Source organism: Bacillus sp. FSL L8-0528, from assembly GCF_038593085.1.
In the GTDB taxonomy this organism is placed as follows: domain Bacteria; phylum Bacillota; class Bacilli; order Bacillales; family Bacillaceae; genus Bacillus; species Bacillus paralicheniformis.
The window spans coordinates 3,396,479-3,410,276 of the sequence record NZ_CP151961.1; the positions used below are offsets into that span (position 1 = coordinate 3,396,479).

General features: G+C 45.2%; 14 protein-coding genes. All 14 read right to left on the reverse strand.

Annotated elements, in window-relative coordinates:
• Positions 1 to 86: 86 nt before the first annotated feature.
• Positions 87 to 926 (reverse strand): FAD binding domain-containing protein, encoded by an 840-nt coding sequence (locus MHI30_RS17395; RefSeq protein ID WP_075751327.1) that lies wholly within the window; start codon positions 924 to 926, stop codon positions 87 to 89.
• A 198-nt stretch (positions 927 to 1,124) separates the two neighbouring features.
• Positions 1,125 to 2,246 carry an FAD-binding oxidoreductase gene (locus MHI30_RS17400; RefSeq protein WP_075751328.1) on the reverse strand — a complete coding sequence of 374 codons (1,122 nt, stop codon included), beginning with the start codon at positions 2,244 to 2,246 and terminating at the stop codon, positions 1,125 to 1,127.
• 65 nt (positions 2,247 to 2,311) lie between these two features.
• Complete coding sequence (locus MHI30_RS17405) at positions 2,312 to 3,172, reverse strand: DMT family transporter (RefSeq protein ID WP_075751329.1); 861 nt, start codon at positions 3,170 to 3,172, stop codon at positions 2,312 to 2,314.
• A 30-nt stretch (positions 3,173 to 3,202) separates the two neighbouring features.
• Complete coding sequence (locus tag MHI30_RS17410; RefSeq protein ID WP_075751330.1) at positions 3,203 to 3,586, reverse strand: hypothetical protein; 384 nt, start codon at positions 3,584 to 3,586, stop codon at positions 3,203 to 3,205.
• Between the two features lie 588 nt (positions 3,587 to 4,174).
• Positions 4,175 to 5,296 (reverse strand): Rap family tetratricopeptide repeat protein, encoded by a 1,122-nt coding sequence (locus MHI30_RS17415; protein WP_075751331.1) that lies wholly within the window; start codon positions 5,294 to 5,296, stop codon positions 4,175 to 4,177.
• Between the two features lie 423 nt (positions 5,297 to 5,719).
• The gene (sufB, locus tag MHI30_RS17420) at positions 5,720 to 7,117 is read right to left on the reverse strand and encodes a Fe-S cluster assembly protein SufB (protein WP_003185037.1); all 1,398 of its coding nucleotides are present in this window, start codon (positions 7,115 to 7,117) and stop codon (positions 5,720 to 5,722) included.
• An 18-nt stretch (positions 7,118 to 7,135) separates the two neighbouring features.
• A complete protein-coding gene (gene sufU / locus MHI30_RS17425; RefSeq protein ID WP_003185039.1) occupies positions 7,136 to 7,582 on the reverse strand; it encodes a Fe-S cluster assembly sulfur transfer protein SufU in 447 nt (148 codons plus the stop codon).
• A complete protein-coding gene (gene sufS / locus MHI30_RS17430) occupies positions 7,572 to 8,792 on the reverse strand; it encodes a cysteine desulfurase SufS (protein WP_048350180.1) in 1,221 nt (406 codons plus the stop codon). Before sufS ends, sufU begins: the two co-directional genes overlap by 11 nt.
• On the reverse strand, positions 8,792 to 10,105 hold the full coding sequence (gene sufD, locus MHI30_RS17435) for a Fe-S cluster assembly protein SufD (RefSeq protein ID WP_048350181.1): 1,314 nt from the start codon (positions 10,103 to 10,105) through the stop codon (positions 8,792 to 8,794). The genes sufS and sufD overlap by 1 nt, the downstream gene beginning before the upstream one ends.
• Before the next feature lie 17 nt (positions 10,106 to 10,122).
• Positions 10,123 to 10,908, reverse strand: a complete 786-nt coding sequence (gene sufC / locus MHI30_RS17440; RefSeq protein WP_020452869.1) for a Fe-S cluster assembly ATPase SufC — start codon at positions 10,906 to 10,908, stop codon at positions 10,123 to 10,125.
• 222 nt (positions 10,909 to 11,130) lie between these two features.
• The gene (locus MHI30_RS17445) at positions 11,131 to 12,066 is read right to left on the reverse strand and encodes a cation diffusion facilitator family transporter (protein WP_048350182.1); all 936 of its coding nucleotides are present in this window, start codon (positions 12,064 to 12,066) and stop codon (positions 11,131 to 11,133) included.
• A gap of 132 nt (positions 12,067 to 12,198) precedes the next feature.
• Positions 12,199 to 12,345, reverse strand: a complete 147-nt coding sequence (locus MHI30_RS17450) for a hypothetical protein (protein WP_020452871.1) — start codon at positions 12,343 to 12,345, stop codon at positions 12,199 to 12,201.
• Positions 12,346 to 12,488: 143 nt separating this feature from the next.
• On the reverse strand, positions 12,489 to 12,857 hold the full coding sequence (locus MHI30_RS17455) for a carboxymuconolactone decarboxylase family protein (RefSeq protein WP_020452872.1): 369 nt from the start codon (positions 12,855 to 12,857) through the stop codon (positions 12,489 to 12,491).
• A gap of 107 nt (positions 12,858 to 12,964) precedes the next feature.
• Positions 12,965 to 13,795, reverse strand: a complete 831-nt coding sequence (metQ, locus tag MHI30_RS17460; protein WP_020452873.1) for a methionine ABC transporter substrate-binding lipoprotein MetQ — start codon at positions 13,793 to 13,795, stop codon at positions 12,965 to 12,967.
• Positions 13,796 to 13,798: the final 3 nt, after the last annotated feature.

The following is a 13,798-nucleotide window of genomic DNA, read 5'->3' on the forward strand; positions in this document are numbered from 1 at the left end:
CTGTTTTTTTGTTCAGCACCGATTTTACGGCCAGTTCAAATTCATGTATCCCCGTGCACCTGCAAATATTGGATTCAAGCGCTTGGTCATAGTGGCCCCTTTTTCAGCATGCCGAGAATGTCAAACAGCGTATGTTTGATGACAAATTTGCGATACTCAGCGGAACCTTGCGCATCGTCCAAAACAGGGCCGGGAAAGCGGCTGATCGCCTCTTCCACCCTTTGATCGACAGGGAGCGCTTCGTCATTCAACGCAGATTCCACTTCTGCGGAACGAAACGGAAAAGGGCAGACACCGCTGAATGCACAGCGGACGCGTCCGTCTATTTCGAGAGCTGAAATCGTCGCCAAAGGATATCCCGTATCCCATTGCTGCCTCACTTTTATGCTTGCAAAAGGCTGATGAAGATAGCGTTCTTCAATTAAAAGCGAAATGAGGATTTCTCCCTTGTTCAGCTTCAGCTGCTGATCGAATACGTCGTGAATCAAATAGCGCTTTTCCCCCTCGTCTCCGATCGTCACCACTTTGCTGTCGGTTAATAAGAAAGGCAGCACTGCTTCACGGTAAAAGATCTGCCCGCAAATATTGCCCCCAAGCGTAATCTTATTGCGCGCCGTATGGTCAGCCACATCCCTCACCGCTTTACTCAACAGCGGAAAGCCGCCGTTTTCCGTGACCTCCGTCAATGTTAATGCTGAGCCTAAAGCGAGGTGACTCCGTTCAAATTGCAGAGTTCTGCACTCAGGTATGTCTTTAATATCGATAACGGCATTTGTATGGATCACATTCAGCCGTCCGGGCGTCAAATGTTCTGTTCCGCCGGAACAATACGCCGGCTTTTTCCCCTCCCGCTCCAAGCTTTGAAAGAGCTTTACCGCTTCCTGCGCAGATTGGGGCCTGTAATACTCAAAGTCAAACTGGATCATGGCGACCCTCCTTCATTTCCCAAATTTGTTTAGGAATCAGAGGCAGCCGATTCAAAAAACCGGCATGCCTTCAAATAAAATTAGATTTTTTTCTAAATTTTCCTCCATGAATTTATATTGAAAAATTTTCTATTTTAAAACTGTAAACAAGAAAAAAGTTCACTTTAGCTTCGAGTGAACTTTTTTCTGCATGATAATTTAACTTTCAAGCGCGCCGGCCGGATCATATAAAGCGATATCTAGCTCAGGCTCTTCTCCTAAGGCGAGCCTTGCCAATTCTGCGCCAAGGTACGGACCTGACGTAAGCCCTGAAGCGCCGAGACCGTTGGCAACAAGCAGCCCGCAAATGTTCGGCAATGAGCCGATCACGGGGAGAAAGCCCGGTGTAAATGGCCTGAAGCCTACGCGCGTCTCAAGCAGCTCGCTCAATTCCAAACCCGGCGCAACGGCAAGCGCCTTTGAGAAAATTTCGTGAAGGCCGCCGGCCGTTACCCGAAGATCATCAAGCTCCGCTTCATTTTCGTGAGTAGCGCCGGCAACGATCCGGCCGTCTTCAAATGCCAATATGTATTGGTCATTCGGAGGCATCACAACGGGCCAGCTGCCGGTATCCGCATCTGGAAGACGAAGATGAACGATCTGCGCTTTTTGGTGGCTGACTGAAAAACGCACGCCGAGCGGCTTCAAAAGCTCGTCCGCCCAAGCGCCCGCTGTGACCAGCACCTGATCAGCGTATATTTTTTTGTCCGCTGTGGAGATCCCTGTTACCAGGTTTCCTTCATAGAGCAATGAAGCGTTTCCGGCAACAACTGAAGCGCCGTATTTTTGTGCGGCGTTCACAAGTGAGCGGCGGAGCAATTTTCCGTTTACGCGCGCGGCTCCGCTGATATGAACCGAGCTGTATCCCTCTGCCAAAGGCGGAAATAAACGCTTCGTTTCCTCATAGGATAAACGGGTGATCTCGCCGATTTCAGGCGCATCCTTGCGCCTGAGATGCGCCCGTTCTTCCATTTTCTCCAGCTTTCGCTCGTCTGTATGCAAGCTGATAGCGCCTGTCCGTTTATACCCCGTATCCGATTCTCCGTCAGCTTCAAGCCGCTTGATTAAATCGGCGTAGTACGCCGCTCCGCCTTTTGCAAGCTTGTACCATGCCTGGTTTCTGCGCTGTGAAAGCCAGGGGCAGACGATTCCAGCCGCGGCATCTGTAGCCCTTCCCCGCTCTCCGCGGTCAATCAATGTCACATCCGCGCCCTTTTTTGCAAGATGATAAGCGGCAGAAGCGCCGAGGACGCCCGCTCCGACTACAATAAAAGATTTCATGACTAACACCTTTTTCATTTCTGTTTATTCTACAAATATAACGGATCACATCGATGGAACACAACCTAACCAACGGCTACCGATATGACGCCAAGCACCATAAAGACAGCCGCGACAATTCTAAGCCGTCCGAAACCTTCAGACAAAAGAACCGCCCCCATCACCGTTCCGATTAAAATGCTGATTTCCCGAACCGGTGCCACATAGCTGACCGGCGCAAATACCATGACACTCAGCGCCAAAATATAAGCCAAAGAGTTAAAAACCCCGACCCCGACAGCTTCCATCCGGTGATGCTTCCACTCAAACCGGACTTCGCTCCAGCTTTTCGCGGCAAAAGGAGTCAATATGATCAGACGGCCGAGCGTATTGCAATAATCCAGCAGCAACGGCGGAATAAGAAACCGGCTGACCGCTGCTTTATCAAGGAGGGTATATGCGGCAATAATACCGCCGACCGCCAGCCCGTAAAGAACCGGTGTGAGCGAGCCTGATTCTTTTAACCGCTTGACTCCCCCTGTGAAAAAAAGAATGCTGATCACAATCAAAAGAATCCCTATAATAGCGGGCAGCGTCAATGTCTCGCCAAAAAAGGCGACCGCCAGCACACAGGTGAGCAGCGGGCCAGTTCCTCTCGCGATAGGGTAGACGAGGGAAAGATCGCCCTTTTTGTACCCTTTTTGAAGAACAAGAAAAAAGCCCAAGTGGGCAAGGATGCTCGCCATGATGATGGCAAGCTGCCAGCTGCCGATTTCAGGCTTTTCATATATGACAACACCTATGGCCAACGGCGTGTAGACAACGGCTGCAATCGCTGTGAACAACCAGATAAACGGAACGCCTCCATCGGCTTTTTTAGAAAGATAGTTCCACGATGCATGGATAAATGCAGAACATAATAATACACAAAAACCCACGGCAGTCATTACACAGCCCTCCGTTCATCATAATGGAGCTCAATGTTTGATGACAATGTAGCGCTTCAATTCCCCGTGCCATTTCTTTCCTTTGACGGCATCCACCCAGACGTCATACTTGCCCGGTTTCAGCTTTTTCGTCGGAAAGCTCACCCGAAAATGAGGTTTTCCGCGTGTTAAATGAACATCTCGATAGATCAGGACAGTCCCTTTTTTATTGATCAGCCTGACGGCGACCATCGTCCCCGTAACAGGACTTTTTCCCGTCACAACGATCGAAGTGGCTGATTTCGTATATGTATTGGCATCCGTCCTGAATTTCACCGCCCCTTTGGAAGGCATAGCAAAGGCTTCTGTACTCCCTGCAAATGCGGCCAGCAAGAAAATAACGGCTGTCAACACAGCCTTTTTCAACATTTTCACTGGTCATATCCTTTCTTATACAGTATGAATGTCACATGATATACTCTTCATTATACATGACAATATGATCTAATAAAGATATTTGACAAGAAGATCATGTTCTTCTTTTAATGGACAAATACTGTATAAGTGGGTGAAAGGGGATGATTTACATGTATGAAGCAAAGCTGAAATGATTAAGACAGGTATAAAAATTGTTGATGAAGATGGATATTTTCATGATGATCTTTTTCTCGCAGGCAACCTTGTGGAGCTGCTGGACAACCGAATTGCTGTTGAATTTCTTTAATAGGGCTCAACGATGGACACTAAGCTATAATGACAAAGAACGCGTGAGCCGTTTCTTCATCATCCGAAATTTGAAATTGTTAGTGGACTGGAATAAATAAAGCCCTGCTGGAAGAAGGGCTTTACTGACTGAGTATCATATTTTAGACTGGGATTTATATCAGATAAAATCATTCCTTGGTATAGTTAGTTTAAGAAGCGAACCTGTCGGCTACTTTGTAGGTGGGAGTTTCTGCTTTAAAGGAAGACGATCCTGCTACTCCAATAGCTCCTAGCAACAGAACAAAACAAATCAATAATTTAGTTTTCATGTAGAAAAGCACTCCTTTGAATTTGTCTTCTCGCATTAACTGTAATCCGGTAAAATTCAACAGCGTCCCGAATTTTTTCTTGTTTTTCTAAAAGGTCTGCTGTGACGAAACCATATTCCTCCATATCTGCATACATACCTTTTTCTTCGAAGAACTTGAACGACTCCCGAACCATGTCTAGATCAAATGAAAGATAAAGCCCTTTTATTAAGTCAAACTTCGCAAGCATATCTGAATTTTTGTTCTTTTCAGCCAGTTCTTTCCCCTCAAAGTACAAGTCATCAGTAATCGACAACTTACCTTGCTTCGCCCTAACATGCGCGAGGTTAAATAACGTTTTAGGCAAGAAACCGTGTTTCTCCTCATTATACAAATTAAGAGCCTCTTGAAAATGATCAGTTGCTTTATCAAGTTCTTCCAGTTGATTATAACATATTCCGATATTTAAATGTGATGAACCCATAAGGTGATGGATTCTTTGTTTCTCTGACTCTTCAAGTGCTTTATTTAAATTATGTAGAGCCTTTTCAGGATACATCTGATCTAACCAGTTACCCGCAATGATAAACTGACTTTGCACTCGACGCTCACCGTAAGTTTCGTACTTTTTGTATATGTTATACGCACGACTTGCGTAATTCATTGAAAAGAACGTTTGCTTCATATGGTAATACACTTCAGATGCTTTGAAATAAAATTCAGCTTTTTCCAGTTCATCACAATCAAAAGAATCTAGTTTTTTCTCGGCATCCCTATAAAAATTCAACGCAAGTATTAATTCTTTTTGTCTGAAATGATACATCCCAGCAAAAAAATGATAATAATAATCCAACATCCCTTCCAGGTTATTCTGATCGCGAATTTTTTTAAACTCATCAAACCGACTATCTAAATTAACACCGGGATTTGAATACATATAATCAAGTTGAAGATTGTGCCGAAAGAGCAGTAAGTTATAATAAACAATCACATCCTGGTTTTCTTCCATTTGTTCTAGTTCTTTTTCAACTTCTTTTTTTGTATCCTCGGCCTTGCCTGTCCAATTGTTTTTTAATGCTGTATACCAAAAATTCATTTTCGTCGCAACTAAATCAAATGGTATTACGCTCACATATCCTCGTCCTTTCTCGTAAGATTATAATTTTTCAGAAAAATTAAATAGGTTTTTCCTTTTTCTTCATAGTCATCATTTTACATAAAAGAATAATTTTTCACAACAACATTGTATGAAATCTTTAAAAGTTAGGGGTTTTTTGACCTAATCAATATGATTCGTTTTCCGTGTTCGGGTGAATTTTAGAAGTATAGCAAGGAAGGCAGAACAGATCAAGGATTATATTTTCCTGTTGATATGCAATTTGGTATAACTAATCGTTACGATTATCGTTTAATCTATTCAAGAAAAAACCGCAGATACATTTCTACGCCTTTTAGAAAATCGATAGGCAATAGATTATAGCTGCGGTACACAAACATATAAAATTATGCGGGTGCAATCAAATCGAAATCTGATTACACCCTTTCTTTCCAATTATTATCCAATAGACCCTTCCATTTCGAACTTGATCAAACGGTTCATCTCAACCGCGTATTCCATCGGCAGTTCTTTTGTGAACGGCTCGATGAAGCCCATGACGATCATTTCTGTTGCTTCTTCTTCAGAAATGCCGCGGCTCATCAAGTAGAAGAGCTGCTCTTCAGATACTTTTGATACTTTCGCTTCGTGCTCCAATGAAATGTTGTCGTTCAAAATTTCATTGTATGGGATTGTATCAGAAGTTGATTTGTTGTCCATGATCAGCGTGTCGCATTCGATGTTTGAGCGGGCGCCTTCGGCTTTGCGTCCGAAGTGGACGATTCCGCGGTATGTGACTTTTCCGCCTTGTTTTGAGATCGATTTTGAAACGATTGTGGATGACGTATTCGGTGCAAGGTGAATCATTTTCGCACCGGCATCCTGATGCTGTCCTTTTCCTGCAAGAGCGATAGAAAGCGTCATGCCGCGCGCGCCTTCGCCTTTCAGGATAACGGCAGGATATTTCATTGTCAGCTTGGAGCCGATGTTTCCGTCGATCCATTCCATTGTCGCGTTTTCTTCGCAGACCGCACGCTTTGTCACAAGGTTGAAGACGTTGTTCGCCCAGTTTTGAATCGTTGTATAGCGGCAGTATCCGCCTTTTTTAACGATGATCTCAACAACCGCGCTGTGAAGGGAGTTCGTTGTATAAACAGGTGCTGTACATCCCTCTACATAGTGAACGTGAGCGCCTTCGTCGACGATGATCAGCGTCCGTTCGAACTGTCCCATGTTTTCTGAGTTGATGCGGAAGTATGCTTGCAGCGGAGTATCAACTTTTACGCCTTTTGGCACGTAGATGAATGATCCGCCGGACCATACCGCAGAGTTCAAGGCCGCAAACTTGTTGTCAGTCGGCGGGATGACTTTTGCCCAATGCTCGCGGAAAATGTCTTCATTTTCTTTGAGGGCGCTGTCTGTGTCTTTGAAGACGATCCCTTGAGACTCAAGGTCTTCTTTCATGTTATGGTAAACGACTTCTGACTCATATTGCGCGGATACACCGGCCAAATATTTTTGCTCAGCTTCTGGGATTCCGAGCTTGTCAAATGTCTGTTTGATTTCCTCAGGCACTTCGTCCCATGATCTTTCTGAACGCTCAGAAGGCTTTACATAGTATGTGATTTCATCAAAGTTTAATGAGTTTAAATCTCCGCCCCATTGCGGCATTGGCATATTGTAGAAGTGTTCAAGAGATTTCAAGCGAAAGTCGAGCATCCACTGTGGCTCTTCTTTCATGCGTGAAATTTCTTCAACGATTTCTTTTGTCAATCCCCGCTCTGAACGGAAAATGGAAACGTCTTTGTCGGCAAAACCGTATTTATATTCGCCGATATCCGGCATTTTCTTAGCCATCCATTTTCACTCCAATCTTTATTCGTTATCGCTGTTTTCTTTGGAAACGCCTTTTTCGAGGGCTTTCCATGACAATGTTGCGCATTTAATTCGGGCCGGAAATTTTGAAACGCCTTGCAGAGCTTCAATATCTCCTAAATCAATCGAATCGTCGTAGTCTTTGCCCTGCATCATATCTGAAAAGATCCGTGACATTTGAAGGGCGGTCTCCACGTCTTTCCCTTTGATCGCCTGTGTCATCATAGACGCAGAAGCCATTGAGATTGAGCATCCTTCGCCTTCAAATTTTGCATCTTCTACTTTACCGTCCGTTATCTTCATCGTCAGCCTGATCCGGTCACCGCATGTCGGGTTGTTCATGTCAACGACGATGCTGTCATTCAAAACCCCTTTATTTCTCGGGTTTTTATAGTGATCCATAATCACCTGGCGATACAGTGTATCCAAGTTCACATTAAAAGACATTTGTGAAATACTCCTTTGTCTTCTGAAGAGCTTCAATCAGTTTGTCGATGTCTTCTTCCGTATTATACAGATAAAAGCTCGCTCTTGCAGTGGCGGAGACGTTCAGCCATTTCATTAAAGGCTGCGCGCAGTGATGGCCGGCTCTGACGGCGACCCCTTCTGCATCCAGCACGGTTGCCACATCGTGCGGATGAACGTCTTCAAGGTTGAACGTCACGAGTCCTGCACGTTCGGCCGGACCATAGACAACAGCGCCTTCAAGCTCTTTAAAGCGCTCCAGCGCGTATGCCGCCAAACGGTGTTCATGCGCTAATATTTCATCAAGTCCGATGTCTTCAAGGAAGTCAATCGCCGCTCCCAATCCGATCGCGCCGGCAATGATCGGTGTGCCGGCTTCGAATTTCCAAGGCAGCTCCTTCCAAGTCGATTCGTAAAGACCGACAAAATCGATCATTTCTCCGCCGAATTCTGCGGGTTCCATGTTTTCAAGCAATGCTCTTTTTCCATACAATACCCCGATCCCGGTCGGACCACACATTTTGTGGGCTGAAAACGTGTAGAAATCGCAGTCCAAATCCTGGACGTCAATTTTCATGTGAGGCGTGCTTTGCGCACCGTCTACGACCATAACCGCGCCGTTGTCATGCGCGATTTTGGCTATTTCCTTAATCGGGTTGATTGTACCGAGAACGTTTGAAACATGCGCAGCCGAGACGATTTTTGTATTTTCCGTCACCGTTTCCCTGACATCGTCCAAGGAAATGGTTCCGTCTTCCTGAAGCGGAATGTACTTCAGCGTGGCGCCGGTTGCTTTGACAGCCTGCTGCCACGGAATAATATTCGCATGGTGCTCCATCGGTGTAATGACGATTTCATCACCGGGCTTGAGGTTTGCGCGGGCATAGCTGAGCGCAATCGTGTTCAGGGCCGTTGTCGTACCCCTTGTAAAAATAATTTCCTGCATCGATTTCGCGTTTATAAACTTCCTGACCTTCTCACGTGCTCCTTCATATCCATCCGTTGCTTTCGTTCCTAATGTATGGACGCCGCGATGGACATTGGAATTGTAAGAGTTGTAATACTCATCAAGCGTCTCAATGACGACGCGCGGCTTTTGCGAGGTGGCCGCGCTGTCCAAATAAACGAGATCGTGTCCGTTGACCTGTTGGCTGAGAATCGGAAACTGTTCGCGAATATCTTTAGCATTCATTATTTTACTTTCCTTTCAATCACAGAGACCAGCTGCTTCTTCACGCCTTCAATCGGAAGTTCATTGACAACCGGTGCGAGGAAGCCGTAAATGACGAGGCGCTCTGCTTCTTCTTTAGGAATTCCGCGGCTCATCAAATAGTAGAGCTGAACCGGATCGACGCGGCCGACAGATGCAGCGTGTCCTGCCGTTACATCGTCTTCATCGATTAATAGGATCGGGTTTGCGTCGCCGCGCGCTTTTTCACTCAGCATAAGAACGCGTGACTCCTGCTCTGCATTTGATTTTGACGCGCCGTGCTCGATTTTTCCGATACCGTTGAAGATCGAAGATGCGGAATCTTTCATAACGCCGTGTTTTAAAATATAGCCTTCTGAATGCTTTCCGTGATGAATGATTTGCGTTGTAAAGTTTTGAGTCTGTTCTCCTCTGCCGACGACAACCGTTTTCGTATCGCCGAATGTGCCGTCTCCATGCAGATTTGTCGTGTTTTCAGAAACGGTGTCTCCGTCATTCATCAAACCGAGCGCCCATTCAATTTTGCTGTCGCGTCCGAGTGCAGTTCCGCGGCGGCTGACATAAGCCGTCACCCCTGCGGAAAGGTTGTCGACCGCACCGTATTGCACGCGGGCATTCGCGCCTGTGATCACTTCTGACACGATGTTAAAGACCGCTTCCTTAGGGTTCACAGTGCTGATGTAGTTTTCTACATATGTGACTGCACTGTTGTCATCAGCAACAACAAGTACATGGTTGAAAAGCGTTGTATCATTGCTTTCATGGACATAAACAGCTTGCACAGGCGCTTCCAGTTCGACGTTTTTCGGAACGTAAAGGAAGGCTCCGCCGTTCAGGAGGGCTGCATGCAATGCCGTTAATTTATGCTCATCGACTTTAACGCCGTCTTTCATAAAGTATTTTTTGACTAGCTCGCCGTGTTCGCGGAACGCAGTATGAATATCTGTAAAGATGACGCCTTTATCCTGCAGCTCCTTTGAAAGAGAAAGGTAAGCCGGCGTCTGGTCTCTTTGGACATAAAGCGTTTTGTCTTCATTTCCAAGATCGATCAGCGATTTGACCTCATCTGAAAGATCATCCAAAGAATCAAGCGGTTTATTTTCTACAGTATGCTTATCAAACCGTGTAAAATTCCAATTTGTAATTTTCGTTTTATCAGGTTTCGGCAGCGGCAGATCTTCGGCTTTTTCAAGCGCTTCTAAGCGTAGATCTTGCAGCCATGCCGGTTCCTGGTGCTTCTCAGAGAAGCTTTTGACATATTCCCGATCTACAGATAGTTTTGTTTCCAATGTCATGTTTATCCCCCTAACGCTTACGCTTCTTGACCGACAGTTTCGTCTTCGATTCCAAGCTCATGCTTAATCCAGTCATATCCTTCAGCCTCAAGGCGCTGCGCCAGCTCAGGTCCGCCGGATTTCACAACGCGGCCCTGCATCATGACGTGCACGTGGTCAGGCGTAATGTAGTTCAAGAGGCGCTGATAGTGCGTGATGATCAGGCAGCCGAAGTCCTCGCCGCGCATTTTGTTGATTCCTTTTGAAACGACTTTAAGGGCGTCGATATCCAAACCTGAATCGATTTCGTCAAGAATCGCGATTTTCGGTTCGATCATCATCAGCTGAAGAATTTCGTTGCGTTTTTTCTCACCGCCTGAGAAACCTTCGTTCAGGTAGCGCTGCGCCATATCAGGGTCCATTTCAAGAAATTCCATGTTTTCGTCCATTTTGCGGATGAATTTCATTAAAGAAATCTCGTCGCCTTCTTCTCTGCGCGCGTTGATCGCTGAACGGAGAAAATCGGCGTTTGTAACACCGCTGATTTCACTCGGATACTGCATAGCCAAAAACAGGCCGGCCTGAGCGCGCTCGTCCACTTCCATTTCCAGAACGTCCTTGCCGTCAAGCGTGATGCTTCCTTTTGTTACTTCGTATTTAGGATGACCCATAATCGCCGCGGATAAAGTTGATTTACCCGTTCCGTTCGGTCCCATTACAGCGTGGAATTCCCCGCCTTTTATTTCAAGGTTTACACCTTTTAAAATCTCTTTTCCTTCAATCTCAACGTGAAGATCTTTGATTGTTAATGTCGAAGCAGCCATGAAATATACCTCCAATATATATAATCATCATTCTCAATTTATTCTCATTCTAATTTTATAACAAATGAAAAGTGAATACAACAATAGTCTTCCTATCTTTTCGTGTACATGTTCTCAAGTTTAACAAAAAACGTTTTGTTCTTAAAGAGATTGGGGTAAGAAAACTTCCCGGACGAGAGATGCGCACCTTGCAATCAACAAGCTATCGACAAACAGCGCGAATTACGAGCGGGAACGATTTGATCCCAGGCTGCACGATTCATGACGGGAACAGCGCTCCCCTTCTATTTGGACCGTCACATGCTCCACGTTGCATTCTTTCCTTAGATATTTTGATACTTGTTTTAAGATTCTATCCCTGTCACTGTTTTCGTCTGCCACGATATGGCAGCTTAATGACGGCATATCAGATGAGATCGACCAAATGTGGAGATCGTGAACCTCCTTTACTGACGGAATGGAAAGCAAGCCGTTTTTAAGCGCTTCCGCATCAATGTCTTTCGGTTTTCCTTCCATTAATATGTGCACCGAGTCTTTCGTCACCCGCCACCCGCTAACAAGAACCAAAGCCGCGACGGCGGTGCTTGCGATTGGATCGGCGATATTCCAATTGAAGAAAATCATGAGGAGGCCTGCGATAATCGCGCCGAAAGATCCCAGCATATCGCCGATGACGTGCAATAAAGCGCTCCGCATGTTTAAATTCCCGCTTGTGTCGCCTTTCATTAATATCCAGGCTGCAGCAATGTTGATGAACAGACCAACCGTTGCAATTGCGAGCATGCCACTGCCGGCGACTTCCGGCGGGCTGAAAAAGCGGTTGTACGCTTCCCAAAAAATATAAAGTGAAATCAAAAGCAAGGTGATCCCATTGATAAACGCAGCCAAAATTTCAAAGCGCCTGTAGCCGAATGTTTTGCTCGCAGTTGCAGCCTTTTCCCCAATTTTAAACGCCAAGAGGCTGAATCCAAGCGCTGCAGCGTCGCTGAGCATATGTCCCGCATCTGACAACAAAGCGAGGCTGTTCGTCAATATCCCGCCTATCACTTCAATTATCATAAAAGTAAAAATCAAACCGAAGCTGATGAACAGCGCTTTTTGATTTGCTGATCGGCTGCCATGGTGGCTGTGACCTGTATGTCCGTGAGAATGAGCCATTTTAAATCCCCCTCTTAAATCAGTATATGATCATGTATTCATATTTAAATTTTACCTTTTCCTTTAATTATGGTCAAGCGGCTTTTAAGAACATGGAGAAGGACGGATCGACACATCCGCCCCCCTCGCGTTTTATCCGATCATGGGTAAGTCTGATACGATCTGCTTGCTTTTTTGATACTGCTTTTCACGTCTTTTCTCAACTTCAAGCCGGTTCACATGGCTTCTGCTGTACTCTTCGTACCCCATTCCATGCGACTTGTGCATCGCTTTTTCCATTTCGGCCGTGAATTCAAGGTCAAGCTGATCTTGGCTTGAACAAATAATGAATCATCCTTTCAGAGATTTTCTTACATAGTACCAGTTATATACAAACTCTGCAAAAATGTGTGTGCTTTCAATATGCTTTCACGGACGAAAAATCAATGCTTCATTTGCTGGAATTCTTCCATCGCCTGCAGAACGAGTGTGACAGCTTGGCTCATGGCCGCGCCTCCGCCAAATGCCGCAGTTACGCCGACTGCTTCAAGAATTTCTTCCTCCGACGCTCCGCAATCCAGGCAGCCCTTGATATGATAAATAATGCAATATTCATCCTGAGTATTCACACTGATGCCCAGTGCGATCAGCTGCTTATCCTTTTCGCTGAGCGCGCCTTTTTTAAAGCATTCCTCGGTAAATTCGTTGTATTTGGCGGCAATTCCGGGCATTTTTTCGGAAAAGATGCCGATCCCTGCTTTATATTCATGCAGTGCAGATTCGATAATGCTTTCTGATTCATGCTGATTCACGTTTTGTTCCTCCATTTTCAGTTGGTAGTCTTTTTTTATTATGAGCCTCTTTTCAAAAAATACGCGAAAAAACCCCGGTTTTCTTCGAAACCGGGGTGTTCTTTCATTTACTCAGAAACAGAAATGACAGAGCCTTCATATTTTTTGTCGATGAACTTTTTGATGTCATCAGAGCGCAATACGTCCATCAGAGCTTTCACTTTGTCAGAATCTTCGTCGCCTTTTCGGACGGCGATGATGTTAGCGTAAGGATTGTCTTTTGGAGACTCAAGTTCGATTGAATCAGTTTTCGGATTCAGCTTGTTTTGGATCGCGTAGTTCACATTGATGAACACTGCGTCAGCTTCATTGGCTTCGTATGCTTTTGCTGTCATTTCAGGCGCCACATCATTTTTGATTTTGAGGTTTTTCTTGTTTTCTGCAATGTCTTTTACTGTCGCATCCACTTTTTCAATGCCTGATTTCAGCTTGATCAGTCCGGCATTTTCAAGCATTGCAAGCATGCGGCCCTGTTCAGCTGCGTTGTTGCTCATAATAATTTTTGCACCGTCAGGAAGGTCTTTTAAAGATTTATACTTTTTAGAGTAAATGCCGAATGGCTCAAGGTGTACCGCGCCGACGTTAACAAGATCATAATCTTTATTTTCTTTCATTTCCTGTTCAAGATACGGGACGTGCTGGAAATAGTTCGCATCGAGATCTTTCGTTGCAAGCGCTTTGTTGATCAGTTTGTAGTCCGTGAAATTTTTGATTTTAAGCTCATAGCCTTTTTCTTTCAAAAGCGGCTTTGCTTCTTCAAGGATTTCAGCGTGAGGCGTCGGCGTCGCTCCGACTGTGATGACTTTGCTGTCTTTATCCCCTTCGCTGCTGGAAGATCCGCAAGCGGCCAAAACGCCTGCAAAAATGATGAATAAAGCTGTTAATAAACCTTTTTTCATGTT

Coding starts and splice junctions, on each gene's coding strand:
- MHI30_RS17395 (WP_075751327.1), bottom strand. CDS start 926: ATGATCCAGTTTGACTTTGAGTATTACAGGCCCCAATCTGCGCAGGAA.
- MHI30_RS17400 (WP_075751328.1), bottom strand. CDS start 2,246: ATGAAATCTTTTATTGTAGTCGGAGCGGGCGTCCTCGGCGCTTCTGCC.
- MHI30_RS17405 (WP_075751329.1), bottom strand. CDS start 3,172: ATGACTGCCGTGGGTTTTTGTGTATTATTATGTTCTGCATTTATCCAT.
- sufB (WP_003185037.1), bottom strand. CDS start 7,117: ATGGCTAAGAAAATGCCGGATATCGGCGAATATAAATACGGTTTTGCC.
- sufU (WP_003185039.1), bottom strand. CDS start 7,582: ATGTCTTTTAATGTGAACTTGGATACACTGTATCGCCAGGTGATTATG.
- sufS (WP_048350180.1), bottom strand. CDS start 8,792: ATGAATGCTAAAGATATTCGCGAACAGTTTCCGATTCTCAGCCAACAG.
- sufD (WP_048350181.1), bottom strand. CDS start 10,105: ATGACATTGGAAACAAAACTATCTGTAGATCGGGAATATGTCAAAAGC.
- sufC (WP_020452869.1), bottom strand. CDS start 10,908: ATGGCTGCTTCGACATTAACAATCAAAGATCTTCACGTTGAGATTGAA.
- MHI30_RS17445 (WP_048350182.1), bottom strand. CDS start 12,066: ATGGCTCATTCTCACGGACATACAGGTCACAGCCACCATGGCAGCCGA.
- MHI30_RS17450 (WP_020452871.1), bottom strand. CDS start 12,345: ATGGAAAAAGCGATGCACAAGTCGCATGGAATGGGGTACGAAGAGTAC.
- metQ (WP_020452873.1), bottom strand. CDS start 13,795: ATGAAAAAAGGTTTATTAACAGCTTTATTCATCATTTTTGCAGGCGTT.